This is a genomic window from Croceicoccus gelatinilyticus (assembly GCF_018398395.1).
Taxonomy (GTDB): domain Bacteria; phylum Pseudomonadota; class Alphaproteobacteria; order Sphingomonadales; family Sphingomonadaceae; genus Croceicoccus; species Croceicoccus gelatinilyticus.
Genome location: NZ_JAHCBF010000002.1, coordinates 471,069 through 496,223, shown reverse-complemented (window position 1 = coordinate 496,223; position 25,155 = coordinate 471,069). Strand labels below are relative to the sequence as shown.

Sequence of the window (25,155 nt, the reverse complement as noted above, 5' to 3'; positions counted from 1 at the left end):
GGAGCAAGCCAAATGGCCGAGGATACCCCCAAGCACCGCAAGGCATATGCCTCGCGGAGCGGCGACACGCGCATCATCGAAAGCGGCAATGTTCGCAACATCGACGAAGAGGCGCGCGAGGAAGCGCGCCGGAAGGCCGACGCGGCAGCTGCTGCCAAGTCCAAGGCCAAGCCTGCAAAGCCCGCGCGCGATACCGCGCCGGGTGCCGACACCTGATCATTCCGGGACCTGAAAGGATCACCCCATGAGCGATTTCCTGACCCGCAACCGGCTCGTGACCGCGAAGGTCGAGACGACTTCGGGCACCGATGCCGTGCCTGCGCCCGCAACCGACGCAGTGCTGGTGGAAGAGCCGCGCGCCACGCCGAACATGGAACTGGAGCAAACTGACGAGGTGACCGGTTCGCTGGACACGACCCAGTCGATCGTCGGCGGCGGTTACATGGAGCGCACGCACCGCTTCTTCGCCAAGGGCAGCGGCACGCCGGGCACCGAGCCCGAGTTCACGCCGTACCTGCAGGCAGCTGCGCTGGCGATGACGACGCTGGCATCGGACCTCGACGACACGGCGCAGGCCGGCGCGGCAGGCACGATCACGCTGGCAGCGGCAACACCTGCGACCGACCTGACCGGATTCGTCATCACGACGGACGGGGGTACCGGTAGCGGCCAGACCCGCGTTATCACCGCGTTCGATACCACCAGCAAGGTCGCCACGGTCAGCCCGGCGTGGACCACGGTGCCCGATGCCACGACCGAATATGTCGTGCATGCGGGCAACCTGTTCGTGCCTGCGTCGACCGCGCTGAAGACGATCACCGACTATCTCTACAAGAAGAATTCGGGCGCGGGTAACGCCATCCTGGAGAAGATCACGGGCGCTGCAGCGAACCTGTCGTTTGCGATCCAGACCCGCCAGACCGGCAAATTCACCGCGACGCTGCGCGGCAAGCTGGCCGATCCCGAAGGCGTCGCCAATCCGACCGGCGCCGTGTTCGACCAGGTTCGCCCGCGCCCGCTGCGCAGCGCCGACGCCTTCCTTGACGACCAGCGCGTTTGCTTCCGCAACTTCACGCTGGATTTCGGTAACGAGATCGTGATGGCGGACTGCCCGGGCGAGGAATACGGCTACGAACCGGCGCGGGTAACCCGCCGCAAGCCGACAGGCCGCATCAATCCGCAGGTCCTGACGCTGACCGATCGCAACGCCTTTGCCGACATGGTCGCGGGCACCCAGCGCAAGCTGTGGCTGAACTGGGGCGAGACGGCGGGCAACCGCGTTTCGATTTACCTGCCGTCGATCGTCTACACCGGCAAGGAAGACGACGACCTTGACGGAATCAGCGCCGATGGCCTGCCGTTCGAGCCTTACGGCCCGGACAGCTGGGTCTACATGCTGTTCTATTGAGGCGCGCGATGCTGGCAAGCGTACAGGACACGCACGTCTGCGACCTTGGCGGAACGCAGTACCGGTTCCGCACCCCGACGATTTACGATCCCGCCCGGATCAGCCGCACCCTTGCCAAGCAGATGGTGCGGCGCCCTTCGGCCACCGAGTTCCGCGTGGCGGCGGTGGCGGGGCTGGCCGAGCTGGGCCGGATCGCGGGGGAGGGTGCCGAGGCGGAGCGGCAGCAGGCCATCGTCGAGGACTACTACGGGCTGCTGAAGCCGACCGACGAGAATGATATCGACGAGCCCGACCAGAAGGCGCGGGCAGTGAAGCTGGGCCAGATGGAAGCCGACCGGCTTTCGAAGCTGGCCAGCCTTCGCGCCGATATCATGGCGATCGAGGCGACGCTGGAACGGCACTGGCCACCCTATGGCGAGCTGGTGGCCGACCGGAACTACTGGGACAGCGTGAGCCGTATCGAGATCGTGCGCCTGCTGCTGACCGAAATCGGCGGCGTGCGGGTGCAGGCCGACGCCGAGGGGCTGATGACGCCCGAAAGCTATGCGCTGATTCCCGCCGCGCATCGCACCGACCTTGCCACCTTTGCCTTCCGGCTGATCGCGCCGGACGAGACGCAAAGAAAAAACTGATCATCGCCGCTGCCTATGCCTTCGACCCGGAGGCGTTTGCCGGCGGCGAGGATTTCACCCCGGCCTGCCCGATGGAAGGCGACAGCTTCGTCGGCCAGCAGGCGGCGGGGATCCGCTGGCTTCACGTCCATCCGGACTATCTCGACGGCGATTGCTTCGAGGTCATCCGTCTGGCGCGAAACTGGCGGGACGGCGCGCTGCCCGAAGCGGGCGGCGTGCAGGACCAGGCGGCAATGACCGCCGCTTCGATCGAAGTCGTGCTCGTGACCTGGCGCAAGCTGCAGGACGCGCGCGACGCGGAATTGCGGGAAGCCAGAAAGTAGGGGATAAAGCGCGGCCATGGGGGGACCATGACCGAAGACGACGAACTGTATTGGCGCAAATGGCGTAATTCGCTGAAGCTTATCCCGATCCACATTCAGGGGCAGCAAATTACAATCATTCACGATCGGGCTGCTCAGCCGGAAGAACTTGAGGCGACGTGCATCCTCAGCGGTCCTAATGGTGTCTATCTTGACGGCTACACGACCGATGACCGGACTCGGCGCGTTTACGAGATTAGGCGGGTTTCAAGCATCACGACATCAGACGGCGTCGCCTTCGATAGCGTAGTCGAGTGGCTTGCGCATCGCGCGACGATCGCGCCGGTGGTGGCGGACGATATGGGTATTATGCTGCCCGACGAAAAAGACCGGCGCTGAGAGGTGATCGAGGGAGATGGCGAACCATACTGATGTGCGCTGAAATTTAAGCGCACATCGGATTCAGTTTGAACGATCGTTGAGAATTAATCGGAGCAAACGCCGGATTGCCTCGGGACGCGAAGGATTGTCGTCCTGTCGTGAAATCCAATCGTCGAGGGAGTTCAGGAGGTCGCGTTCGACGCGAATATTCACGGCCTCGCTATCGACCCGTGGGCGCCCGCGCTGTGATTTTTTAGCAGGATTTATTGACACGGGACGTTTTTAGCGCGATTTAATGCGGGACGGAAGAGTGTTGGCCCACTCAACCGCCCCTAACCATCTGCACGGAGCAAACCCATGCGTCAGGCTGCCGAAGTCATTAGCTTTCGCCGCGATGCGGTGACAACCGATTTCCTGAACGAAGTTACCGGATCACCGGCCCAGAAGCTCAACAGCGTGTGCGAAAGACTCGGCGCGCTGGAATCGCTGATCTTCGGATTGAAGCACAGCGACGTCGTCCCGCCCGAAGTCCAGAACATGCTGTTCTGCCTCGAACTGGTGGTGCAGGACACGCTGGTGATCGCCAGCGTCCAGCCCGTGGGGGGGGGGCAGGCATGAACGCGTTGGTGGAGCGGACGGATTTCGGGATCACGACTAGTAGTCGGACGGTGGCAGAGGTGTTTGAGAAAGAGCACCGAAACGTGCTCGCCTCGATCGACGACATTCTGTCGAAACAGGCGACGCGATGTGCGTCGAACTTTCGGCGAACATCGGCAAAGGTCAAAATGCCCAATGGCGGCGAACGTGAAGTCCGGGCCTTCGACATGGATCGCGATGGTTTCACGTTGCTCGCCATGGGGTTCACCGGCGAAAAGGCGCTCGATTGGAAGCTCGCTTACATCGAGGCGTTCAACCGGATGGAGACGGAACTTGCGGAGCGGAGCGACGCGCCGGTCGTACTGGACGCGCTGGAGCTTGCGCCGGCCCTCGCCGTGGTTCGTGAAGCAAGGCAGCTGTTCGGTCGACCCGTCGCCCGTAGGTTGTGGCCGCAATTGGGCTTGCCCGAAGTCGCGAGGACCGACGAGATACGTTACGAATTGGCGACTGGCTACGAACTGCCTGAGACTATTTCGTCATGGATGGAATATCGCGTTCTGATCGACGACGCGGCGCAGTGCCATTCAAGCGCGCTGTTCAAGAGTTACGAGCAGTGGTGCCACGACAACGACGAGATCGCCGAGAATCAGACTAATTTCGGGCGGGCGCTTACGCATATGGGCTACCCGTCCAAAAAGTCTTCACAAGGCAATATGCTGAGAACCGGTCTTCGACTGGTCACCTGATCTAACCACGAACTGACCCTTCCGGATCAAATCAACCGGCTGCGCAGCCTTGCTGCGCGGCCCGATACCCGTTGGAGCTTACCTCATGGCGTCGAGTGATCGCGCAATCAACATGGCCCTCCGCGTCCTCGGCATCGGGGAGGTGGAGCGCGACTTCAAGCGTGTCGGCGCAGCCGGTGACGCCGCGTTTTCCAAAGTCGCGCGGTCGGCCAACGGGGCCGACAAGGAAGTCAGCGAATACACGGCGCGCCTGAAGCGGGCGGTGGCCGCGGCGAAAGATGCCATCGATCGTTCGCCCGAGTTCCAGTCGCTGAGGCTTCAGGACCCTGCCGAGTACCAGCAGCAGCGCCAGCAGACGATCCTTGGCGCAGTGCGCATGGAACAGAACGCCATGCGCGAGGGGCTGGGCGAGACGGCGGCCGGTTGGGAATCGATCTACCAGGCAACCGAAGAGGCCGGCCCGTCCCTGACCCGCGTGGCCGCCGCCGGTGCGGCAGCGGGCACGGCCCTGGCGGTTGCCGCGCGGTTCGTGAACGCCAGCGCCGAAGCCTACATGGAGCACGAGCGCGCAGTAGATGCGTTTCATGCCAAGCTGGCTATGACCGGCAACTTCACCGAGGCTTCGGCAGCGCAGATCGAAGGGATGGCCAAGGGGGTCAAGGAGAGTACCCTTCAGACAGAAGAAGCTGCCCTGCAGGCGGCTGCGACCTTGGCCAAGGTTCCGGGTTTGACTGCCGCCGGACTGCAAGAAGCATTGCAGGTATCGGCGCTGCTTGCCGATGCGCTTGGTGTCGATGTTACGGAAGTAGCTGAATCGACTGGCAAAGCCCTGACCGCGCTCGCCAAAAACGACGTGAAGGCGCTTTTCGAGGCGACCGATGGGCTTTATCCGCCGGTCAAACGAGCTATTTTAGAGTTGGCCGAACTCGGTCAGACAGCTGACGGGCAACGCGTCTACCTCGACGGATTGCGCCAGATGGCTGGCGACGGGCCTGACGGGCTGACCACGGCGTCGGACCGGTTGGGCGACAGCTGGGACCGGTTGAAGACTTCGTTCGGCGAGGATGCGTCGCCGGTCGCGATCGCGATGTTGAACGGGATCGCCTCGGCGCTCGACTGGGTCACTGTCCGGACCCATGAGGCGATGACAGCATGGCGTAAGTTCCAACTTGTGCGGGCAGAACGGTCGCTGACCGCGCAGGCCGAGGGACGGGGGCTTTTCAGCAGTGAGGCAAGCCGCCAGTCGGCGCGCGATCAGTTGGCCACCGTTAGAGGCAAGCTTTACCAGGACGGAGCCGAAGACGGCTTCATGTTCAAAGGCAACTATGCCGAGACTCTGCTGAGCGAATTGCAGGGGAACAAAGGTGAATCGCTGAGCGACATCGAGGACGAGATCGATCGCCGCTGGGGCGACAAGCCCAAGGGCGGCGGGGGTGGTCGCGGGCGGCGCAGCGGGAAGTCCGATGCCGAGCGCGAGGCAGAGCGGATCAAGCGCGAGGCAGAACAGGCCCGCGTGGCGGCGGACCGGGTCATCGAATCGAATGCCGATGTCGTTGCCAGCTATGCCCTGCGCGCGCAGGAGGCCGAAGAGAAAGTCGGGCTGGAAGGCGCGGCGCTGAAGGCTGTCGAACGCCGTCAGGCGATCGAGGCGGCGGCGCGGCGCATCAATCGCGTCGAGATCGAGAAAGAGGTCGAGGCGCGCCGTGCAGCGGCACTGGCCGCCGGTACCGCCTTCGACGAGGCAGCGGCGACGCGGGCCGCGACCGATGCGGTCGAGGAAAAGGCCGAGCAGCTGCGCGTGCTGGCCGCGCGCGAGATCGATGCAGCCGATGCCACTGCCGAATTCAACAAGCGGCAGGCCGAAGCGCGCGCCTTTGCCGAGATGGTGAAGACGCCGCTGGAGCGGCTGAACGACGAGGTGGACAGGTGGGTCCAAGGTCTTCGGGACGGGACCGCCACCGCCGACGAATTTGACCGGCGGATGAAGCAGCTGGCCGAGGATTATGCGGACATCCGCTACGAAGCCAACGAATCGGCCCATGCCTGGCGCGGATTCGGCGAAGACGTGGGCCGCACGCTGAGCGACCTTGTCCTGAACGGCGGCAGCGCGCGCGACGTGCTGATGGAACTGATCCGCCTGCCGCTGGAAAGGCTGCTGTTCCAGAACATCGAGAACCCCGTTGCCGATTTCATCGACGGGCTGACGGGCAACAACCGCGACAAGAACGTGGCCGCCGCGCGCGCGGACCTGCCGATCGCGGGCGATGCCGCCGCCGGTTCGCTGGCGCGGGTGGGCACCGAAGGCCTGCTGGCCGCGCAGGCGTTACGCGCGCTTGCGCTGGGGACCGGCGACGATCTTTCGCAGTTGGGCGCGCAGGCGCTGGGCGCAGGGGGCGCACTGGGCACGATGGAACTGGGCCTCAACCGCATGGACGGGGCGATGATGGATTTCGTCACGCGCATCGCATCGATGTCGTTTGGCGGCGGCGGTGGGGGCGGCGGTCTTGGCGGGCTGTTGAGCCTTGGCATTTCGGCGCTGTCGGCAAGTTCGGGCGGCGGCGCGGGCGCGGGTGCCTTTGCCGGATATGGCGACGGTTCGAACATGACCGGCGGCATCATGAACTTTGCCTCGGGCACCGACAGGCTGCCGGTCGGGCGGCCGTTCTGGGTGGGCGAGAACGGGCGCGAGCTGATGGAACTGACCCGGGGCGGCGGCCTTCGCGTCCATAGCAACCAGCAGTCGCACCAGCTTGTTTCGAATGCCGGCACCACGATCGTCCAGCAGACGATCAACGTGCCGCAGCAGGCCGATCCGCGCCGCACCGGCAGCATGATCAACCGCGCCACCCAGTCGGGCCTTGCAAGGGCCGCCCGCAAGGGGCTGGCCGGGAGTGTCGAGAAATGATCGATGACGTCCGTCTTCCCGAGAACTGGTCCAAGGGGTCCAGTGGCGGCGCGGCCTTCATGACTTACGTCGTGCCGCTGGATTCGGGGCACGAGGACCGCGAGGAACGGTGGGAAGACCCGTTGGCGCAGTACGACATCGCGCACAATGCCCGTTCGCCTGCCGATATCGCCGCCCTGCGCGCGTTCCACCGCGCGCGCCGCGGCGCATCGCGCGCCTTCCTGCTGAAAGACTGGATCGAATATACCAGCCATGCCGATGGCCGGTCGGACCCGTCCGCCACCGATCAGCCGCTGGGCACCGGCGACGGGGCGACCACGGTGTTCGACATCGTCAAGCGGTACGGGGATGCGGGCGGCACATACGACCAGCCCGTGAAGTGGCCGGTTGCCGGAACCGTCGTGGTGGCCTTCGACGGCGTGGTGCAGGTGGGCGGCTATACCGTCCAGCGCGGCGACGGCACGGTGACCTTTGCCGTAGCCCCCGATACCGACGTGATCATCACCTGCGGTTACGAATTCGACGTGCCGGTGCGCTTTACCGAAGACCTGCTGTCGGTGAGCTGGGACACGATCAATTCGCGCAGTGTCGGATCGGTGCCGCTGCAAGAGGTGCGTCCGTGACACGCACCGTTCCTGCTCTTCTGTCCGATGTCATTGCCCAGTCGCCGCGCAAGGGTGCCGAGTGCGTCGTGCTTCAGCCGCGCAACGGGGACCGCGTCGCGCTGACGACATGGAACCGCACGCTGACGATCGACCTGGGCACAGGCGAGGATCCCGACGTGGCGAGCCCCGGGATGGTCGCGTCGGCGGTGACGATGGCGCTGGGCATGGAGTCCAGCAACTTCGAACTGTCGGGCCCGGTCGGCGGCGAATTCACGGCGGAGCGCGTGCGGGGCCATTACTGGCAGAACGCGAAAGTCTGGCTGGCGTGGACGTCGCCGGGTGTTGCGGAAACCCTGCCGGTCGTGCCGATCCTGTGCGGGCGGGTGGCCGATTGCCGGATCGAAGGCGGCAAGTGGATTCTGCAAGTGCGCGACCATGCCGATGCGTTGAACCAGGTGATCGGGCGGGTCCAGTCGCCGTACTGCACATACGATTTCGGCGACGGGAAGTGCACGGCGACGCGCACGCCATACCCTTGCACCGTCACCGCCGTGACCAGCACGTTCGAATTCACCGTCGACGAGGACGGCGAGGCCGACAACTTCTTCGACGGCGGGGACGTGACGTTCCTGACCGGCGCGCTGGCCGGGATCGAGGCCGAAGTGTTCCGCTATGAAGGCGGCGCTCTCGAGCTGTTTGCGGCGCTGCCGGCGGCACCTGAAGTCGGCGACACGCTGAACCTGTTTCGCGGCTGTTCGAAGCTGCGCAAGTCGGACGACGAAACGCTGCCGACGTGCCTGACCTATGACAACGTCATCAACTTCGGCGGGCATCCCGAAGTGCCGGGGACCGAGAAGTACATGAAGATCGCCACGCCCGGATCGGGCGGCGGGCGGCAGTTCGCCGGCGGGACGCTGGTGGGCGGCAGCGAAGGGGGCCTGACGCCGCCATGACCGCATCGGGACACACGATCATTGAGGCCGCGCGTGGCTGGATCGGCACGCCGTTCGCATGGGGCCAGTCGGCCAAGGGTGTCGGCTGTGACTGCAAGGGGCTGGTCGCGGGGGTTGCGCGCGAACTGGACCTGCCGGGTGCGGGAAGTTTCGAGGCAAACTTTGCAGGGTATGGCGCGCGGGTGCGCCCGGACGTGCTGAAGGCAGGCATGGTCGCCGTGTTCGATCGCGCGCGTGACGTGCGCGAAGGCGCGGTCCTGCTGCTGAAAGTGGCGGGGCGGACCCAGCACCTTGCGATCTACGCAGGGCAGGGCCGAATGATCCATTGCTATTCGGCGGGGCCGATGCGGGTCATCGAAGTGCCGATGGGGCATGTCTGGGCCCGCGCTGTCGATAGCATCTGGAACTGGAGGGGTGGCGACGTGCCGTCCGCCGTGAACGGAGGGAACGAACATGGCCGTTGATCCCGTATCGCTGGCCGTCACCGTCGCGCTGACAGCGGCGCAGATGGCGATGCAGGCCAGCCAGACCATCGAGGGGCCGCGCGTCACCGATCTGAACGCGACAGTTGCCGACTATGGCACCCCGTTCAATTATTTCTACGGGCGGCGGTGGCTGACCTGCCCGTGCTTTTTCGCCGAGGATATCGAGGAGAAGAAGAAAAGGCGGAAGACCAAGGGCGGAAAGTACAACGAATATACCTATTTCGGGACCTGGGCGATTCACGTTGCCGATCACCCGATCGGACAGATCCGCAAGATCAAGTTCGACGGGCACCTTGTCTACGACGTGACGGCGAGCGAGCCGCTTTACGAGCTGGACGACGATTACGAGCTCGACGCGAACATGCGGTTTTATTTCGGCAGCGCAGACCAGATGCCCGATCCGCGGATGCTGGCAACGGTCGAGGCCGAGCAGGGCGAAGGCACCTGCCCTGCCTATCGCCACCAGTCCTACATTTTCTTCGAACGCATCCCGCTGGAAAAACTGGGCAACCGCCTGCCCATCGTGACGGTCGAGGCCGAGACCGGTGGCGGCGTGGTGATCGACATGGATTTCTACAACGGGGTCTACACGATTAACGGAGAGCCTGCGGCCCTTACCGATATCTTCGAGGACGGCGGCGACGGCAGCGGGCTCAACACCTGGTATCCCGGCGACGTGAGCGGCGGGGCCTGGCGGTTCAGGAGCGACGGATCGATCGATCCGGGCGTGAAGCGCACCAGTTCGCGGGCGCAGCTGACCGATACCGTAAGGGACATGATCCTTGCCAGTGATGCATCGGGCATCAGCGGTACCTACGACTTTGTGGCGACCTTCGTGTCCCCGCCCGGTGGAGGCAGCGAAGTCGAGCCGGTCAGGTTCGGGCATTCGATCGTTTCCGACGATGCGCTCGAATCGTGGGGCGCAGAAGTTCGCTATACCTTCGACAGCGATCCCGATGACCTTGCAGGCCTGTGGCTATCCAATCCGGTCGATTCGCTTTCCTATTTGCCGTCCCCATCGATGGGCGGTGCCTACGTTTCGAAAAAGAATTCCCTGTCGATGAGCGACGGGGTCCGCTCGCTGTCGCGCACGCAGGCCTTCGATTTCGATATCGGTGAAATCCGGTTCGAACTGTCTGCCGGACTTACGGCTGGCCTGGCCGACAACTCGACCGCGAACCTGCGGCACCTGACAATCACGACGGGCGCGGGCGGAACCAGTTTCACGCTGGCCGACATCATGACCGACCTGTCGCTGCGCGCGGGGCTGGAGGCCGGCGATTTCGATTACAGCGCGCTGGACGATGTCGTCGTGGACGGGTTCAGCTGGACCCAGGGGTCGGTCAAGCAGATCGCGGGGCCGCTTCTGGACGTCTACGACTTTGACGTGCGCCCGCACGATTTCCTGCTGGAAGGCCTGCCGCGCAGCATGGCGTCGCAAGGAGCGATCACCGATTTCGTGAAGGCAGAGCCGCGCTGGGTGCTGGAATCGACAGCCGACAGCGACTTGCCCCGCCGCGTGTTCTTCAACTTTGCCGATATCGATTCGGACCAGCAGACCAATACGGCAGTATCGCAGCGGCGCGGCAACGAAGTGGGCACCGTGCGCGAACTGACGCTGGACCTGACGACGCTGGCGCTGACGCCGACGCCCGCGCGCAGGTACGCGGACCGGTTCCTGCGCCGCAAGTGGTGGGAACGCACGAGGGGTAATGCCGATCTGTCGCGGCGGCACATCGCGGTCGAACCCGGCGACGTCTATACGCTGTCGTTCGACGGCGAGCCGATTTCGATGAAGTGCGCGAAGCTGACGCTGGGCGCGAACGGCGTGATGCAGGCCGAATGGGAATCGGACATTCCCAGCCTGACCGGCCTGTCGAGCGCGGCGGGCGCCAGCGCGGACGGCATTCCGCCGGCAGAGATATATGCTCCGTCGCCGACAACCGGCGCGGTGCTGGACCTGCCGCTGCTGATCGACGCGCACGACCAGTCGGTGCCTTTCGCGTACCTGGCCGCTGGGCCGACCGACGACACGCGCAGCTGGCCCGGTGCGTCGTTCGCGCAGAGCGACACGGGCGAGACCGAAAGTTTTGCAGCCGACTGGGACACGATTGCCAGCGACCTTGCCAGCGAGATCGGGGTGATGAGCGATGTCCTGCCCGATGCCGAACCGTTCAACTTCGATGACGGCAGCAGCGTCGAGGTTGTCCTCCAATCGGGCGAGCTGCTGAGCACGACTTACGAGGACATGCTGGACGACGGCACGCTGAACCTCGCGCTGATCGGCGACGAAGTGGTGCAGTTCCGCACCGCGACGCTGACGGCCCCGCTGACGTACCAGCTGACCGGGTTCCTGCGCGGCCGGCGCGGGACCGAATGGGCGATGGGGACGCACGGCGCGGACGAACGCTTCATCCTGCTGGGATCGGTTCAGCGCCATGATCTTGGCGCAAGCGAGATCGGCGATACCGACAGCTACATCGTCAGCACGGTGGGCCGCGGGGCGAGCGAGGCCGATGCCTTTGCCGTTCCCTACACCGGCGCGACGCACAAGCCCTATGCGCCGGTCAGCGGCATTGCCGAACAGAGCGGTGCCGACTGGCAGTTCGATGCGACGCGACGCACCCGCGTGGGCGGTACGACGCTGAACGGGCAAGACGTGCCGCTGGGCGAAGCATCCGAGGCGTGGGAACTGGACGTTATGGACGGCGAAAGCGTCGTCCGCACGATTGCTGCCGCCACCCTGCCGATCACATATGCCGAGGCCGACCAGGTGACCGATTTCGGATCGGCGCAGGGTACGGTCACGGCCCGCCTCTATCAAATGAACCCGACGCTGAACCTGCGCGGGTATCCGCTTACCATCACGGGATAATCGAATGACGACACCGATTTACGGCGCGGTCGAATGGTCGGCGGCGCAGGCCTCGCCGTGGGTGCCGCACAATGCGGCGCTGCGCCTTTACGAAGCGGCGATCCGGGGCAGCGTGCTGGATCGCGACCTGACGGCCCCACCGGGCAGCTGCGACGACGGGGCGAGCTACTTGGTCGCCGCCAGCGCGACAGGCCTATGGGCGGGTCACGACGGCAAGCTGGCCGTGGCGGTGGGCGCCGATGCTGCCAGCGGATGGCTGTTCGCGACGATCGCGACCGAAGGCCAGATCCTGTGGGTGGAGGACGAAGGCGTTCGCATCCAGTATGTCTCGGCGGCCTGGGCTACGCTGGCGCTGTCGGCGACGTGGGGCGCGATCGGCGGGCAGATCGGAGACCAGACAGACCTTACCGCCGCGCTGGCGGCAGCGGGCGGCAATACCGGCGATGCCCAGCAGCTGAACGGCATCGTGTCGGGCCTTGGCATCAATTACGTGTCCGATCTCGATTTCGAGATGGCGGCGGGCTCGTTCTATCTCGATGGGGCGCTTCTGACGGCTGCCGCGCAGACGATCAGCCTGGATGTGGCGGACGGCAGCAATCCGCGCATCGACGTGCTCTACGTCGACGACACAGGTACTCTGGGCAAGATCACGGGATCGCCCGCCGCATCGCCGTCGCAGCCATCGGTCGATCCGACGACGCAGCTTTACCTGACTTTCGTGCTGGTGCCGGCGGCGGCAACGACGCTGGGCGATATAAGCAACGTCGACATCTACCGCGAAGGCGCGGAATGGACCGGCACGGTCAGCGGCGCGGGCTTCACACTCGATTCCACGAACAATCCCTATGCGGGCACGAAGTGCATCGAGGGGACGAGCGTTCCGGCGGGCGACTACGTCAGGCTGGTGGCGGGCGGGCCGCTGGGCTTCGACGGAGACGGCAACCTGACGCTGCGCATCCGGTCCAAGGCGAACTGGAACCCGAAACGCTGGCTGACGCTGCAATGGTTCGAAGGCGGGGTGGCGCGCGGATCGCAGGTTTCGCTGAAGTCCGGTTCCTTCGGCTTCGATTCCTCGCAGACGGCATCGTACCAGCTGGTCGTGATATCGAAGGCGTTGTTCCAGGTGCCGGCGGGCGTCAGTGTCGACGAACTGCGCATCGCGGACGTGGGCGGGTCGATCGGGTTCTATCTGGACGAGATCATCCTGCAGACGACAGGCGACACGACGGGCGGCAGCGGGCAGGCCAGCGGAATCAGCCAGGCCGACGCCGACGCGCGGTATGTCCGCCGGTCGCTGAACCTGTCGGACCTGACCGATGCGGGCGATGCGCGCACGAACATCGATGTCTATTCGAAGGCGGAAGTCGACGGGCTGGTGGGGGGTGGATCGAGCACGATCACCGAGGAAACGGGCACGACTTACTCGGCGACGGCTGCGGACTTTCCGAAGACCAAGGAATTCAACAACGCATCGGCGATTGCGCTGACCATTCCGGTCGACTTGGCTGTTGCGACGAACACGGTGTTCGAGATTCACCAGACGGGTGCGGGGGCGGTGACGATCGCGGGGGCGAGCGGTGTGACAGTGCAGTCGCGCGGCGCGGCGCTGACGACGGCGGGGCAGTTCGCCATCGCGGGAATCAAGCGGGTGGCGGAAAACGTCTATCGCGTGACCGGGGACGTGACGGCATGAGCTTTGGAATGTCGGTTCTGGCTGCGCGGCGTCGCGCGGGTGTTTGGGGCAACACTGTCCTTGTCGCAGAAATGAGCGGAGCCGATGGCTCTACTACGTTCACCGACCGCACCGGACGGCACACCTTGACGGCGGCAGGCAATGCACAAGTTGACACCGACCTGCCACCGCCTGGTCAATCCTCATCTGCGTTGTTCGATGGTTCGGGGGATACTATTACCATTGCCGATAGCGCTGACTGGAATTTCGGATCAGGCGATTTCACAGTCGAGTATTTTTCGCAACACAGGACGAGCGCCACAGGCGCGGCGATAACCCAATACAGTGCGTCAGGCGGTAACCGGGCGTGGGCAATGTTCGAAGGATCGGCCCTCGCGTTCTTCTACACATCGGACGGCGGCACCGACCAATCGCTTTCATGGACCAACACCGAGGAAGCGCAGTGGTATCATCGCGCGGTTAGCCGGGTCGGGAATACTCTTTACCTGTCATACGGCGGGGCGATTGTGGCGACCCGCGACGTGACCGGCGTGGCTTTTCGCAACAGCGCCCGTCCGCTCGTCATCGGCGGCAACAACAACGGCTCTACGGCACAATATGACGGCAAAGTCGCCAACGTCAGGATTACCAAGGGCGTCGGGCGTTATGGTAATCCGGGCTTCACCCCGCCTTCGGCTCCCTTCGCAACGGGCAGCAGCGACCCTTACTGGTCGAACGTCAAGCTGTGCGTCGAGTTCAGCGGGGCCAACGGCTCGACCTCGTTCACCGACCAAAGCCCCAGCGGCCACACCCTGACCGCATCGGGCAATGCACAGATCAGCACAGCCGATTCTCCATCGTGGCAGTCGTCCGCGCTCAATCTCGACGGCTCGGGCGACTTCGTGACCATAGCGGACAGTGCTGATTGGGATTTCGGAACGGACGATTTTACGGTCGAATATTACGCAAAGCACGACACGACGGTGGTTGACGCGCTGATCGCTCAATACGGCACGACCGGGAATGATCGTGGCTGGGGCTTTTTTGAAGGCAATAGCTTGGAGTTCTATTACTCGCTCACTGGCAGCGATGACGTAGGCACGACCTCCACGATCATCATGCCCCCGCCCCGGTGGTCGCACAAGGCGATCAGCCGCGTCGGCAACACGCTTTACCTGTGCTACGATGGGATCGTGCGGGCGACCAAGGATGTAACCGGCCTGACCATGTTCGATTCCAACCGGCAGGTGGCGATCGGCGCGAACGGAGAAGGCACAACCGCGTTTTACACAGGCCGCATTGCCAACGTCCGCATTACCAAGGGAACGGGGCGTTACAGCGGTTCGGTCAATTCAAGTTACACCGTGCCGAGTGTTCCCTATCCGGTCGGTTAAAGCCCGGATCACGGCGCAACCCTACAGCCTGACCCCGCCTGCCTGTAATCTGGCGGGCCATTCACGACAACTGACGCACTAGCTTCTACGCTGTCAGCTAAAACCATTTCTCTAGATCACATTCACGGCAGAACCCCTCGGGGCCGCAATCGGGTTCACCATACGGGCACTCGTGGGAGCCTTCGCGCAGCAGGTATAAAGCTACCGCAGCGATGCCCGTAATCTCCGTCAGTTGCTCCCTCTGAGCAACTGACAATAATCTAACAGGGGTCGAGAGTATGACGGACAAGTCTGTTGCCGTCGTCGTCGCGGGTGCGATGGCGGCGGTTTTCTTCGTGGTCGGGCGCAGGGCGATTGTCTGGCGGCAGTCGCGGGCGCTGATGAAGGCGAAGCTCGCCGAGATCCGCGGGGCGCGGGTCGGGGCCGACCGCGCATGATCGTTGATGCGAACGACTGGTCCGATGTCATGCGCTGGTGGTCGCACGGCGGCGCTGTTCTGGCGGTGGCTCCGCTGGCGCGGTGGCTGCGCGGGGCGGTCCGGCATTATCTGAAAGAGGGGCGGCGCACGGTTGTCGTGCCGCTGATCGCCCTGATCTTCGGGGCGACGGCGTTGGTCGCGTTCCTGTGCTTTGCGATGATCGCCGGCAGCATCATTCCGCTGACCTCGCGCATTGCGGGCTTCGATCTGTACGACCCGACGTTCGAAATCATCATGGCCGTCGCATGGACGTTCGTGGCGTGCGGGAGCTGGCTTTCGGCCTTTGCCCTGCGCCGTTCTCGCAAACTGATCGCGGCGGCCGGGTTCTTCGGCTTCATCGCCGTGGTCTTCGCGGCCTCTGCAACGGCGGGCTGAGCGCGTGGTGGGGGTAGAGGGAACCGTGAAGTACGGCCCCGCGATGGTCATGGCCGCCCTGGGCGCGATCGATCCGGTACTGGCGGGAATCGGGTTTGGCATGGTGGCGGGATGGATCGCGCTGGCCGCGGTGCTTTACGACGACGACAGGCCGCTTCCCGAGATCCGCAAGAAGCTGATCGTCTCGCTGGGCGTGGGCGGTGTCGGCGCGTTGTTCGCGATGTGGGCGGTGCGGACGGCCAATGCGGACCCGCTGGCCGCGTCGATGATGGCGGCAGCGATCGCCTTTGGCGGCGTGCGCTTCACGAAAAAGGCGATGGGCCTGACGAGCGAGGCGGCGCTGTGGCTGCTTGACGCGGCGTTGAACGGCGCGGTGAAGGCCCGCGCGCAGGAGAAAGAGCGGACGGTCGACGTCCTGATGGCCGATCACAACGTCTATCCGCTGGACGACAAGCCGCCGCCCGATGCGGTGGCGCCGAAAGACGACGACAACAACGACTGACGGCCCGCCACTGTGCGGGCCTTTTCTTTGGAGCGATCCGGATGACGATTGAGGACATGATCGAGAAGACCATCGGCCACGAGGGCGAGTATTCGAACCACCCGAACGACACCGGCGGCGAAACAATGTGGGGCATCACGAAGCGTGTTGCCCGCGCCAACGGCTACAACGGCCCGATGGATGCACTGCCCCGATCCGAAGCGGTGCGGATCTATCGAACCGAATACGCGATCAAGCCGGGCTTCGCCGCGATTGCCGCAGTCTCCCCAGCTATCGGCGCAGAGCTGTTCGACACGGGCGTGAACATGCACCCGCACCATCCTTCGCTCTGGCTGCAGGAATGCCTGAACGCTTTCAACAACGAAGGCCGGCACTACGCCGATGTCGTCGAGGACGGCAATATCGGGCCACGCACCGTCGCGGCACTGCGAGCCTTCCTCGTCCGGCGTCCGCATGATGGCGAGGAAGTCATGGTGAAGGCGCTCAACTGCAAGCAGGGGGCCCGATACCTCGACCTCGCCCGCGCGCGTCAGAAAAACGAAGCGTTCGTCTATGGCTGGATGCGCAACCGGGTGGCGCTGTGACGTTCTGGCAGTTCGTTGACCGCCGTCTCGACCGGATGCACTGGCCGCGGGCGCGGACGGTGGCGGGGGCGGGGTCGTTCCTGATGACGCTGATCGTCCTCTTGATGATCTACGTCCAGCCAGAACTGGCGAAAGACGACCTCTTCAAGATGCTGGCGCAGGGCGTTGTCATCCAGGGCTTCGTCGGCCTCGCGATGCCGTTCTGGTTCGGTGACAAGGAACGGGCCGCCGGCTCTCAAAAAGTCAAAGTGACCAACGATCCGGCGCATCCCGTGCCGGTGGATGATGGAGACGTGAAATGAGCATTATCGAAGATATTGAAACCATCGGCGGCAACCTGCTGGACGAGATCAAGACCGAGGCCAAGGAGCTTGCAGGCTCGATCGTCGTCTATGCCAAGGAAATGGCGGGCACCGCGCTCGACATGTTCGTGTCTTACGTCAAGGAAACGAAGCTCGGCACGGCGATCATGAACCTGATCAGCGCGGCTTCGTCGTCGGGCGAATCGGGCTATGTGAAGTTCGCCGCTGTCATCACGGCTGCGAAGGATGCCTGGGCCGCCTTTGTTGGCGCAGGCGGCGTGTCGGGTGTGTTCGCGCAGTTCACGTCCGCGCTCGTCTATGTAGTGCAGGGCCTCTACGAACGCTTCACCGGTAAGGTGGCGTGAGAGCCTTCGCATGGTCGCTGGGTCTGGCGGTGGTGGGTGCGCTCATCACCGCCGCCCTGTGGGCAGTGGGTGTGATCGACCTTGGCGGCCGCAAGGGCACCGAGGCCGAGATCGCCACCGGGCAGGCCGACGCCGCCCTCGAAAGCGGTGCTGATGCCGCCGACACAAGCGCGGACAACGAGGTTGCCGACGCGAAGACCGACAAGGACGTGGAAAATGTGCAACGCGAAATCGATGCCGCGATGGGCCGCGGCGATCCTGCTGCTTCTGGCCGTGCCTTTCGCGACGGCCTGTGCGACGTTGACCCCGATTATTGCAAGTGACACCGGCTGTTCGACGCTGGTGCCCGACAACCTGACAGCGGCAGTCAAAGGCGCGGCTCCCGCGAAAGAGGTTGCCTACCCCGACAAGTCGGCATTTTTCGGTGATGATCTCGCCTATCTCGAGGCCGAGAACGCAGCCCTTCGCGAAGACCTGGCCGAGACCCAGAAGTTCGGCGTGGCCCAGACCGGGCAACTGGCGAAATCGAACCGCGACAAGACGGACGGCTTTCGCATCATCGCCGATTGCGAGAAGCGCGACCGCGCTGCGATCGATGGCGCGAAGCCCCGTTTCAGGTTCTTCTGAACAACTTCCCCTGACTGTCGCCGGGTTGAGTATGTTCCGCGAATGTTCCATTCGGGCGGAATGCGCCAGCGACTCGACAGCCTGAATGAATGCGCCCGGCGCGGTTACCGGGTGAAGATCACCTGCGGGAATCCGGCTTGCGGCCGCGTGGTGACGCAGGACCCCGTAGTTTTGATGGAGAAGTGCCACCGCCGCCGGATCCCGATGGACCTGAACAAGGTCGCCCTGCGTCTGAAGTGCGGTTGGTGTCTGCAGGCATGTGCATCGATCACCCCAGTCGATCCGATCGTTGATGGGTAGGAACGAGAAACGCGCAGATTTCTGCGGGTTTGGGCTAATGCGGCACTACCGACTGTAGAGACACATTAGCTTTACCCGCTCCAACTCTTCCGACAGATCAGCTTGCGGGTTCGGCCCGCCACAGACCTGCCCCGCGCAGGAAGAATTCGACGCGGAAGGCGATCCCGGCGTCGTCGACGATGCCTTTCATGCCGTGGCTGATTGCCTGGTTCTGCATGTCCGCGACCATGAGCCCCATGAACATGTCGGCAAGATCCGACGGATGGCCGACGAACTTCACGCCATCGGCCTGCCATTTGCGCAGCGCCGATTCCACCGCGTCGCGGCTGCGCAGTGCGGTCGTCGTGAAGAAGCGTTCGGCAAAGACCTTGTCGCGGATCGAATGGGCAATGACGATGCGCACCAGCGCGATCGCCTCTGCCCCTAGGTGCTTGTCGTATAGGCCATACGCGATGCGCCTCAGTGCTTTCGCCGGATCGGGCTCTTCCTCGACGATCTGGCGAATCAGTTCGGCGCCGGAGGTGACAGTGGCGAAGACCACGGCGTCGAGCAGGCCGTCCTTGTTGCCGAACAACTTGTAAAGCGTCGAAAGCGAGCCGCCCGCGGCATCGACCACATCGCCCAGGGTGGTCTGTTCGTATCCTTTTGAAATGAAGAGCTCTCTCGCCGCGTCGAGGATCGCCTGCCGGCGTCGGTCGAGTCTGTGGCAATCGGAAAATTCATTCATCGAAAGGAAATCTTCTTTCAAACCGTCTTGCGGGCGTAACGTGTAATGCCTATTACACCTTCGCACCTGCACAATGGAATTGAAAGCCTTTTCTTGATGAGAGCCTTGATCGCCGGGTCCATCGCCCTGCTTCTCGCCGCCTGTTCCGCCACTGACGAGGACGCAGCCCCCACTGCCGTCCCCGTTCGCACGATCACGGTCGAGGAAACCACTTTGCCCAACGTGATCGAACTGCCCGGTCGCGTCGAACCGGTGCGGACCGCCGAAGTGCGCGCCCGCGTTACCGGCATCGTGCAGCAGCGTCTCTACGAGGAAGGCACTTATGTAAGTGCGGGTCAGCCGCTGTTCCGCATCGATCCGCGCGAACTGCGCGCCAGCTATGCGCAGACGCAGGCCAGCCTTGAGCGGGCCCGTTCGACCGCGGCCAATGCCCGCGCCGTCGTCGACCGCTATCGCCCGCTGGTCGAGGAAGACGCGATCAGCGCGCAGGAATATGACGCCGCCGTCGCCGCCGCGCGGCAGGCCGATGCCAGCGTCGCCGAAATCCGCGCCCAGCTTGATGCCGCCAGCCTTCAGCTTGGCTATACCACGGTGCGCGCCCCGATCTCGGGCCGGGCAGGCCGTGCCCAAGTGACCGAAGGCGCGCTGGTCAGCCAGACCGAAGGCACGCTGCTCACGAAGATCGAGCAGACATCGTCGGTCTACGTTACCTTCAACCAGTCGGCGAGCGAGCTTCTGGCCGTGCGCGACGGGATCAATTCCGGTGATATCGATTACGAGGACGGCGACCTTGTCGAAGTGCGCCTGACGTTCTCTGACGGCGAGGAATACGACGTTCCCGGCTACATCGACTTCCTCGCCTTCTCAGTCGACGAAGAAACCGGCACGGTCGAATCGCGTGCCGAATTCCCCAACAGCAACGGCGTGCTTCTGCCCGGCGAATTCGTGCGTGCGCGGATTCAGGTCGGCAATATCGCCAACGGCATCGCGGTTCCGCAGCGCGCCGTCACGGTCAACCAGAACGGCGGTTCGGTCTATGTCATCGACGCCGATGGCCTGGCCCAGATGCGCCCGATCCAGTTGGGTGCGATGGTCGGCGAACAGTGGGTCGTGAAGAGCGGTCTGAACGTGGGCGATGTCGTGATCGTGTCGAACCTGCAGAAGATTCGCCCCGGCGCGCCGGTCAAGCCGGTGGAGACCCCGGTCGGCAACAAGGCCCCCGCCGCGCCCGCGACGAAGCCGGACGAAGCCACCGATCAGGCCGGAGCCGAGTAAGCCATGGCCCGTTTCTTCATCGACCGGCCCATCTTCGCATGGGTCGTCTCGCTCGGCATCCTGCTGGCCGGCGTTCTCGCGCTGCGCACCCTGCCGATTGAACAATATCCGCAAGTCGCGCCGCCATCGCTGACGATCTCGGTCGTCTATCCCGGTGCCGACGCGGAAACGCTGGAAAGCAACGTCACCCAGGTGATCGAGCAGCAGCTGAACGGGGTGGAGGGTTTCCTCTACATGGCCTCGTCCAGCCTCTCGAACGGCACGGCCAGCATCACGCTGACGTTCGAGGCCGGGACCGACATCGATATCGCCCAGACCGAGGTGCAGAACCGCCTATCCACGGTCGAGGCGCGCTTGCCCGAGGCCGTGCGCCAGCAGGGCATCAGCGTGCGGCAGGCCGACTCCGGCTTCCTGATGATCATTGCGTTGTCTTCGGACGATCCGAACATGACGACGACCGATCTCGGCAACATCGCCGCAGAACGCGTGGTCGACGAACTGCGCCGCGTGAACGGCATTGGCGATGTCCTGCTGTTCGGTTCGCAATATGCCATGCGTATCTGGCTCGATCCGCAGGCGCTGGCGTCATACGACCTCTCGCCGGCACAGGTTCTTGCCGCGGTCCGCGAACAGAATTCGCAGAATGCCAGCGGCGCGATCGGCGAATTGCCTACGGTCGAAGGTCAGCAGATCACCGCGACCATTTCCTCGCAGGGGCGTTTCACCACGGTCGAGGAATTCGAAAACATCATCCTTCGCGCCAATACCGGCGGTGCGGTCGTGCGCTTTGCCGATGTCGCGCGGGTCGAACTCGGTGCACAAGACTACTCGGTCACGACCGAATGGAACGGCAAGCCGATGGCCGGCATGGCCGTACAGCTTGCAACCGGCGCCAACGCGCTGGACGCGGCAGAGGGTGTGAAGACGCGCCTTGCCGAACTGGAAAGCTCGCTTCCCCCCGGCGTGAACTGGGCCGTTCCTTACGACACCACGCCTTTCGTGCAGGCCTCGATCGAGGAAGTGATCAAGACGCTGGTCGAAGCGATGATCCTCGTCTTCCTCGTCATGTACCTATTCCTGCAGTCGTGGCGCGCGACGATCATCCCGGCGCTGGTCGTCCCGATCGCGCTTGCGGGTGCCTGCCTTGGCCTGTGGCTTTTCGGCTTTACCATCAACGTGCTTTCGCTGTTCGGCATGGTGCTGGCGATCGGCATCCTCGTCGACGACGCGATCGTCGTCATCGAAAACGTCGAGCGCATCATGCGCGAGGAAGGGCTTGGCCCGCTTGAAGCGACGCGCAAGGCGATGGACCAGATCACCGGCGCGATCATCGGCATCACGCTCGTGCTGGTCGCGGTGTTCCTGCCGATGGCGTTCTTCCCGGGGTCGACCGGCGGTATCTACCGCCAGTTCTCGGTCACGCTGGCGATCTCGATCTTCTTCTCCGCCGTGCTTGCGCTTTCGCTGACGCCAGCATTGTGCGCGACGTTCCTGAAGGCGGACGACCACGATGGCGAAGACCTGCCCGACACTGCGCCCGAGGGCGAGGGGTGGCGCGGCAGGCTGGCCGTGCTGCAGTGGCGCGCCAAGCGACTGTTCCGCAAGTTCAATGCCTGGTTCGACAAGATGACCGGCAAATACGGGCGCGCGAACGACAAGATCCTTGCCGCCCCGTTCCGGGCCTTTGCGGTCTTTGTCGCGCTGGGCGCGGTAACGCTGCTGCTGTTCATGCGCTTGCCGACCGCGTTCCTTCCGAACGAAGACCAGGGCTACCTGATCTCCATGGTGCAGTCCGCGCCGGGTTCGACGCGGGAACGGGTGAACGAATCGGTCGAGCCGATGAAAGAATTCTGGATGGAGCAGGACGAGCTCGACAACATCGTCGTCGTGCGCGGCCGCAGCTTCTTTGGCCAGGGCCAGAGCAACGCGATGATGTTCACGACCTTCAAGGACTGGAGCGAGCGTCCGTCGAGCGACAGCAGCGCAGAGGCGCTTCTGGGCAAGGCGACCGGCGTCTTTTCACAGCTTGAAAACGGTATCGCCTTCGTCATCCAGCCGCCGCCGATCCAGTCGCTGGGTCAGGCCAGCGGTTTCACGATGAAGATCGAGGACCGCGCAGGCCTTGGCCGTGAAGCGCTGCTGAATGCGCGCAACCAGTTGATGGGCATGGCATCGCAAAGCCCGCTGATTGCGAACCTGCGCCCCGAAGAACAGGGCGAGGCCCCGACGATCGATATCGACATCGACCGGCTTCAGGCGCGGGCGCTGGGTCTTTCGATGACCGACATCAACAATGCGCTCTCGATCAACTTCGGTTCGGCCTATGCCAACGACTTCAACTACAACGGCCGCGTGCTGCGCGTGCTGGTGCAGGCCGATGCGCCCCATCGCATGACGCCCGAAGACGTGCTGGCGATCCGCATCCCGAACGCGTCCGGTGAACCGGTGCCGTTCGGTGCCTTTGCCAATGTCGAATGGTCGGCAGCACCCGTCAGCCTTGCGCGTTACAACGGCTATCCGGCGATGACCCTGTCGGGTATGGCCGCACCGGGCGAAAGCTCGGGTGCCGCGCTGGAAGAGATGGAGCAACTCGCCTCGCAGCTTCCGGCAGGTATCGCCTTTGAATGGACCGGCGTTTCGTTCGAGGAAAAGCAGGCCGGCGGCCAGATCGGCATGTTGCTGGGCCTGTCGGTCGTGGTGGTCTTCCTGCTGCTGGCCGCGCTTTACGAAAGCTGGTCGGTGCCGCTGGCGGTTCTGCTGATCGTGCCGATGGGCGTTCTGGGCGGCGTGCTGTTTTCCATGCTGCGCGGGCTTTCGGCAGACGTCTATTTCAATGTCGGCCTGATCACGATCATCGGCCTGGCAGCGAAGAATGCGATCCTGATCGTGGAATTCGCGATCGAGGAAGAGGCGACGGGCAAGCGGCGTATCGATGCCGTGAAGTCTGCCGCGCGCCTTCGCCTGCGACCGATCATCATGACCTCGCTCGCCTTCACGATGGGCATGGTCCCGCTGGTCTTTGCCAGCGGCGCGGGTGCTGCCAGCCGGATCGCGGTGGGCACTGGCGTGATGGGCGGCATGATCGCGGCAACCGCGATCGGCATCTTCATCATCCCGGTCCTCTACCTGCTGGTCCGCCGCAAGTTGAGCCGGGGAATGCCGCATGCCGCCGGGCACATCGAAGCCCACGATGCAGACGGAAAGGAGCCGGCATGATGATCCGCGCCAAAAGCGGCCTGCTGCTGGCTGCTGCCACCCTTGCGCTGTCGGGCTGCGCGAACTTCGCGCCCGATCACGTGCGTCCCGAACTGTCGAGCGCGCCTGCCTACAACGCGGAAATGGCGCCCGACGGCACGGTTACGGCGTCGCAGCTGTCGTACGAAGACTGGTTTACCGACCCGCGTCTCGACGCGCTGATTGCCAGCGCGCTGGCCAACAACCGCGATCTCGTCGCCGCCACGGCGCGGATCGAACAGGCCCGCGCGCAGTACCGCATCCAGCGTAGCGACCGGCTGCCGACGGTGGCCGCCGATGCCAGCGCGACGCGCACCCGCACGGGTGTGTCGAACCTCGGCGGGATGGAAACCGATGCGTTCACGATCGACCGCTATGACGTGGGCGTGGGCGTGACCGGGTTCGAGCTCGACTTCTGGGGGCGCGTCGCGAACCTGTCGGAAGCGGCACGGGCCGAATATCTTGCGACGGTTGCGGCGCAGCGTTCGTTCTACCTCTCGCTCGTGCGCGATACGGCGACGACCTATTTCGAGATCCTCGAGACCGAGGAACAGATCGCACTGGCCGAAGCGACCGCGCAAAGCCGCCGTGAGGGCCTGCGCATCGCACAGCGCCGCCTTGATGCGGGCGTTACTTCCGCGCTGCCCTTCCGGCAGGCGGAAACCCTGCTGACACAGGCGGAACAGCAATTGGCGAGCGAAAAGCTGGCCGCGGCGCAATTGCGCAACCAGCTTGCGGTTCTGGTCGGAGGGACCATTCCCGTCGATCTGCCCGATGGCCTGCCGCTGACCGCACAGCTTGATGCGCGGCGCCTTGACGCAGGTCTGCCGTCCGACCTGCTGCTTGCCCGTCCCGACATCGTCGCGGCAGAGGAACAGCTTCGCGCGGCACGGGCCAATATCGGCGCGGCGCGGGCGGCGTTCTTCCCGACGATCTCGCTCACCGGCAGTGCAGGCTTTGTCTCGAACGAACTGGGCGACCTGTTTTCGTCCGACAGCCTTGGATGGAGCTTCGGGCCGAGCATTTCGCTGCCCATCTTCGACTTCGGCGCGCGCGAGGCAAACCTCGATCTCGCCAAGGCGCTGGAGGTGGAGGAAGTGGCGAACTACGACCTCGCCGTGCAGAACGCCTTCCGCGAAGTCGCCGATGCGCTGGCCGCGCGGCGTTACCTTGCCGAACAGGTCGCGACGCTGGACCGCGCCGTCACCGCGCAGGAGAAGATCGCCCGGATCGCCCGGCTGCGGTACCGCGAGGGTGTGGCCGACTATCTCGAAGTGCTGGATGCCGAACGCAACCTGTTCGAAGCGCGCCAGACCCTGATCGCGACGCGGCGCGCCGAACTGCAGAACCGCGCGACGCTGTTCGTGGCGCTCGGCGGGGGCTTCGGCGCCTTGCCGGATGCCGAATGACCGGAAAGCGCGCTTCCACAAT

The 25,155-nt window shown here is 64.2% G+C and carries 27 protein-coding genes; 26 read left to right on the top strand and 1 reads right to left on the bottom strand.

Annotated elements, in window-relative coordinates; all coding sequences use genetic code 11:
- Positions 1-12: 12 nt before the first annotated feature.
- The 23 genes from KIH45_RS06240 to KIH45_RS06130 all read left to right on the top strand — a co-directional run bounded on the left by KIH45_RS06240 (position 13) and on the right by KIH45_RS06130 (position 18,488).
- Positions 13-216, top strand: a complete 204-nt coding sequence (locus KIH45_RS06240; protein WP_213175133.1) for a hypothetical protein — start codon at positions 13-15, stop codon at positions 214-216.
- Between the two features lie 28 nt (positions 217-244).
- Positions 245-1,408 (top strand): hypothetical protein, encoded by a 1,164-nt coding sequence (locus tag KIH45_RS06235; protein WP_213175132.1) that lies wholly within the window; start codon positions 245-247, stop codon positions 1,406-1,408.
- 8 nt (positions 1,409-1,416) lie between these two features.
- On the top strand, positions 1,417-2,040 hold the full coding sequence (locus KIH45_RS06230; protein WP_213175131.1) for a hypothetical protein: 624 nt from the start codon (positions 1,417-1,419) through the stop codon (positions 2,038-2,040).
- A 71-nt stretch (positions 2,041-2,111) separates the two neighbouring features.
- Positions 2,112-2,363 carry a hypothetical protein gene (locus tag KIH45_RS06225; RefSeq protein ID WP_213175130.1) on the top strand — a complete coding sequence of 84 codons (252 nt, stop codon included), beginning with the start codon at positions 2,112-2,114 and terminating at the stop codon, positions 2,361-2,363.
- A 27-nt stretch (positions 2,364-2,390) separates the two neighbouring features.
- Positions 2,391-2,741, top strand: coding sequence for a hypothetical protein (locus tag KIH45_RS06220; RefSeq protein ID WP_213175129.1), 351 nt, complete (start codon positions 2,391-2,393; stop codon positions 2,739-2,741).
- A gap of 339 nt (positions 2,742-3,080) precedes the next feature.
- The gene (locus KIH45_RS06215; protein WP_213175128.1) at positions 3,081-3,341 is read left to right on the top strand and encodes a hypothetical protein; all 261 of its coding nucleotides are present in this window, start codon (positions 3,081-3,083) and stop codon (positions 3,339-3,341) included.
- Positions 3,338-4,066: a Rha family transcriptional regulator gene (locus KIH45_RS06210; protein WP_213175127.1), complete on the top strand. Its 729-nt coding sequence runs from the start codon at positions 3,338-3,340 to the stop codon at positions 4,064-4,066. Before KIH45_RS06215 ends, KIH45_RS06210 begins: the two co-directional genes overlap by 4 nt.
- 112 nt (positions 4,067-4,178) lie before the next feature.
- A complete protein-coding gene (locus tag KIH45_RS06205; RefSeq protein WP_213175126.1) occupies positions 4,179-6,971 on the top strand; it encodes a phage tail length tape measure family protein in 2,793 nt (930 codons plus the stop codon).
- Positions 6,968-7,594 (top strand): DUF2460 domain-containing protein, encoded by a 627-nt coding sequence (locus KIH45_RS06200; RefSeq protein WP_213175125.1) that lies wholly within the window; start codon positions 6,968-6,970, stop codon positions 7,592-7,594. Before KIH45_RS06205 ends, KIH45_RS06200 begins: the two co-directional genes overlap by 4 nt.
- Positions 7,591-8,529 carry a DUF2163 domain-containing protein gene (locus tag KIH45_RS06195; RefSeq protein WP_213175124.1) on the top strand — a complete coding sequence of 313 codons (939 nt, stop codon included), beginning with the start codon at positions 7,591-7,593 and terminating at the stop codon, positions 8,527-8,529. Before KIH45_RS06200 ends, KIH45_RS06195 begins: the two co-directional genes overlap by 4 nt.
- The gene (locus tag KIH45_RS06190) at positions 8,526-8,993 is read left to right on the top strand and encodes an NlpC/P60 family protein (protein WP_213175123.1); all 468 of its coding nucleotides are present in this window, start codon (positions 8,526-8,528) and stop codon (positions 8,991-8,993) included. The genes KIH45_RS06195 and KIH45_RS06190 overlap by 4 nt, the downstream gene beginning before the upstream one ends.
- Positions 8,983-11,889, top strand: coding sequence for a GTA baseplate fiber-binding domain-containing protein (locus KIH45_RS06185; protein ID WP_213175122.1), 2,907 nt, complete (start codon positions 8,983-8,985; stop codon positions 11,887-11,889). Before KIH45_RS06190 ends, KIH45_RS06185 begins: the two co-directional genes overlap by 11 nt.
- A 4-nt stretch (positions 11,890-11,893) precedes the next feature.
- A complete protein-coding gene (locus tag KIH45_RS06180; RefSeq protein WP_213175121.1) occupies positions 11,894-13,582 on the top strand; it encodes a DUF2793 domain-containing protein in 1,689 nt (562 codons plus the stop codon).
- On the top strand, positions 13,579-14,955 hold the full coding sequence (locus KIH45_RS06175) for a LamG-like jellyroll fold domain-containing protein (protein ID WP_337925411.1): 1,377 nt from the start codon (positions 13,579-13,581) through the stop codon (positions 14,953-14,955). Before KIH45_RS06180 ends, KIH45_RS06175 begins: the two co-directional genes overlap by 4 nt.
- Before the next feature lie 278 nt (positions 14,956-15,233).
- Positions 15,234-15,392 (top strand): hypothetical protein, encoded by a 159-nt coding sequence (locus KIH45_RS06170; RefSeq protein ID WP_213175119.1) that lies wholly within the window; start codon positions 15,234-15,236, stop codon positions 15,390-15,392.
- Positions 15,393-15,421: 29 nt separating this feature from the next.
- Positions 15,422-15,808, top strand: a complete 387-nt coding sequence (locus KIH45_RS06165; RefSeq protein ID WP_213175118.1) for a hypothetical protein — start codon at positions 15,422-15,424, stop codon at positions 15,806-15,808.
- Between the two features lie 25 nt (positions 15,809-15,833).
- A complete protein-coding gene (locus tag KIH45_RS06160) occupies positions 15,834-16,310 on the top strand; it encodes a hypothetical protein (RefSeq protein ID WP_213175117.1) in 477 nt (158 codons plus the stop codon).
- Between the two features lie 41 nt (positions 16,311-16,351).
- Positions 16,352-16,894 carry a glycoside hydrolase family 108 protein gene (locus tag KIH45_RS06155; RefSeq protein ID WP_213175116.1) on the top strand — a complete coding sequence of 181 codons (543 nt, stop codon included), beginning with the start codon at positions 16,352-16,354 and terminating at the stop codon, positions 16,892-16,894.
- Positions 16,891-17,196, top strand: a complete 306-nt coding sequence (locus KIH45_RS06150) for a hypothetical protein (protein ID WP_213175115.1) — start codon at positions 16,891-16,893, stop codon at positions 17,194-17,196. Before KIH45_RS06155 ends, KIH45_RS06150 begins: the two co-directional genes overlap by 4 nt.
- Positions 17,193-17,561 (top strand): hypothetical protein, encoded by a 369-nt coding sequence (locus KIH45_RS06145; RefSeq protein WP_213175114.1) that lies wholly within the window; start codon positions 17,193-17,195, stop codon positions 17,559-17,561. Before KIH45_RS06150 ends, KIH45_RS06145 begins: the two co-directional genes overlap by 4 nt.
- Complete coding sequence (locus KIH45_RS06140) at positions 17,558-17,884, top strand: hypothetical protein (RefSeq protein ID WP_213175113.1); 327 nt, start codon at positions 17,558-17,560, stop codon at positions 17,882-17,884. Before KIH45_RS06145 ends, KIH45_RS06140 begins: the two co-directional genes overlap by 4 nt.
- Positions 17,862-18,188, top strand: coding sequence for a hypothetical protein (locus KIH45_RS06135; RefSeq protein WP_213175112.1), 327 nt, complete (start codon positions 17,862-17,864; stop codon positions 18,186-18,188). Before KIH45_RS06140 ends, KIH45_RS06135 begins: the two co-directional genes overlap by 23 nt.
- A gap of 60 nt (positions 18,189-18,248) precedes the next feature.
- Complete coding sequence (locus KIH45_RS06130) at positions 18,249-18,488, top strand: hypothetical protein (protein WP_213175111.1); 240 nt, start codon at positions 18,249-18,251, stop codon at positions 18,486-18,488.
- Between the two features lie 97 nt (positions 18,489-18,585).
- On the opposite strand, the gene KIH45_RS06125 is transcribed toward KIH45_RS06130, so the two are convergent.
- Entirely contained in the window at positions 18,586-19,215 is a 630-nt protein-coding gene (locus KIH45_RS06125) for a TetR/AcrR family transcriptional regulator (protein WP_213175110.1), read from the bottom strand.
- A gap of 96 nt (positions 19,216-19,311) precedes the next feature.
- On the opposite strand from KIH45_RS06125, the gene KIH45_RS06120 reads away from it, so the two are divergent.
- Genes KIH45_RS06120 through KIH45_RS06110 form a run of 3 tightly spaced genes read left to right on the top strand, consistent with a single transcriptional unit; the run spans position 19,312 to position 25,133 of the window.
- Positions 19,312-20,490: an efflux RND transporter periplasmic adaptor subunit gene (locus tag KIH45_RS06120; protein WP_213175109.1), complete on the top strand. Its 1,179-nt coding sequence runs from the start codon at positions 19,312-19,314 to the stop codon at positions 20,488-20,490.
- A gap of 3 nt (positions 20,491-20,493) precedes the next feature.
- Positions 20,494-23,706: an efflux RND transporter permease subunit gene (locus KIH45_RS06115; protein WP_213175108.1), complete on the top strand. Its 3,213-nt coding sequence runs from the start codon at positions 20,494-20,496 to the stop codon at positions 23,704-23,706.
- Positions 23,703-25,133, top strand: a complete 1,431-nt coding sequence (locus KIH45_RS06110; protein WP_225899694.1) for an efflux transporter outer membrane subunit — start codon at positions 23,703-23,705, stop codon at positions 25,131-25,133. Before KIH45_RS06115 ends, KIH45_RS06110 begins: the two co-directional genes overlap by 4 nt.
- Positions 25,134-25,155 lie beyond the last annotated feature (22 nt).

Bases quoted from the DNA above. Each gene is read 5' to 3' on its own strand.
- KIH45_RS06165 (WP_213175118.1), top strand. From the start codon at position 15,422: ATGCGCTGGTGGTCGCACGGCGGCGCTGTTCTGGCGGTGGCTCCGCTG.
- KIH45_RS06175 (WP_337925411.1), top strand. From the start codon at position 13,579: ATGAGCTTTGGAATGTCGGTTCTGGCTGCGCGGCGTCGCGCGGGTGTT.
- KIH45_RS06225 (WP_213175130.1), top strand. From the start codon at position 2,112: ATGGAAGGCGACAGCTTCGTCGGCCAGCAGGCGGCGGGGATCCGCTGG.
- KIH45_RS06230 (WP_213175131.1), top strand. From the start codon at position 1,417: ATGCTGGCAAGCGTACAGGACACGCACGTCTGCGACCTTGGCGGAACG.
- KIH45_RS06125 (WP_213175110.1), bottom strand. From the start codon at position 19,215: ATGAATGAATTTTCCGATTGCCACAGACTCGACCGACGCCGGCAGGCG.
- KIH45_RS06130 (WP_213175111.1), top strand. From the start codon at position 18,249: ATGCGCCAGCGACTCGACAGCCTGAATGAATGCGCCCGGCGCGGTTAC.
- KIH45_RS06115 (WP_213175108.1), top strand. From the start codon at position 20,494: ATGGCCCGTTTCTTCATCGACCGGCCCATCTTCGCATGGGTCGTCTCG.
- KIH45_RS06210 (WP_213175127.1), top strand. From the start codon at position 3,338: ATGAACGCGTTGGTGGAGCGGACGGATTTCGGGATCACGACTAGTAGT.
- KIH45_RS06205 (WP_213175126.1), top strand. From the start codon at position 4,179: ATGGCCCTCCGCGTCCTCGGCATCGGGGAGGTGGAGCGCGACTTCAAG.
- KIH45_RS06200 (WP_213175125.1), top strand. From the start codon at position 6,968: ATGATCGATGACGTCCGTCTTCCCGAGAACTGGTCCAAGGGGTCCAGT.
- KIH45_RS06235 (WP_213175132.1), top strand. From the start codon at position 245: ATGAGCGATTTCCTGACCCGCAACCGGCTCGTGACCGCGAAGGTCGAG.
- KIH45_RS06190 (WP_213175123.1), top strand. From the start codon at position 8,526: ATGACCGCATCGGGACACACGATCATTGAGGCCGCGCGTGGCTGGATC.
- KIH45_RS06155 (WP_213175116.1), top strand. From the start codon at position 16,352: ATGACGATTGAGGACATGATCGAGAAGACCATCGGCCACGAGGGCGAG.
- KIH45_RS06185 (WP_213175122.1), top strand. From the start codon at position 8,983: ATGGCCGTTGATCCCGTATCGCTGGCCGTCACCGTCGCGCTGACAGCG.
- KIH45_RS06120 (WP_213175109.1), top strand. From the start codon at position 19,312: ATGAGAGCCTTGATCGCCGGGTCCATCGCCCTGCTTCTCGCCGCCTGT.
- KIH45_RS06170 (WP_213175119.1), top strand. From the start codon at position 15,234: ATGACGGACAAGTCTGTTGCCGTCGTCGTCGCGGGTGCGATGGCGGCG.
- KIH45_RS06110 (WP_225899694.1), top strand. From the start codon at position 23,703: ATGATGATCCGCGCCAAAAGCGGCCTGCTGCTGGCTGCTGCCACCCTT.
- KIH45_RS06215 (WP_213175128.1), top strand. From the start codon at position 3,081: ATGCGTCAGGCTGCCGAAGTCATTAGCTTTCGCCGCGATGCGGTGACA.
- KIH45_RS06240 (WP_213175133.1), top strand. From the start codon at position 13: ATGGCCGAGGATACCCCCAAGCACCGCAAGGCATATGCCTCGCGGAGC.
- KIH45_RS06145 (WP_213175114.1), top strand. From the start codon at position 17,193: ATGAGCATTATCGAAGATATTGAAACCATCGGCGGCAACCTGCTGGAC.
- KIH45_RS06180 (WP_213175121.1), top strand. From the start codon at position 11,894: ATGACGACACCGATTTACGGCGCGGTCGAATGGTCGGCGGCGCAGGCC.
- KIH45_RS06220 (WP_213175129.1), top strand. From the start codon at position 2,391: ATGACCGAAGACGACGAACTGTATTGGCGCAAATGGCGTAATTCGCTG.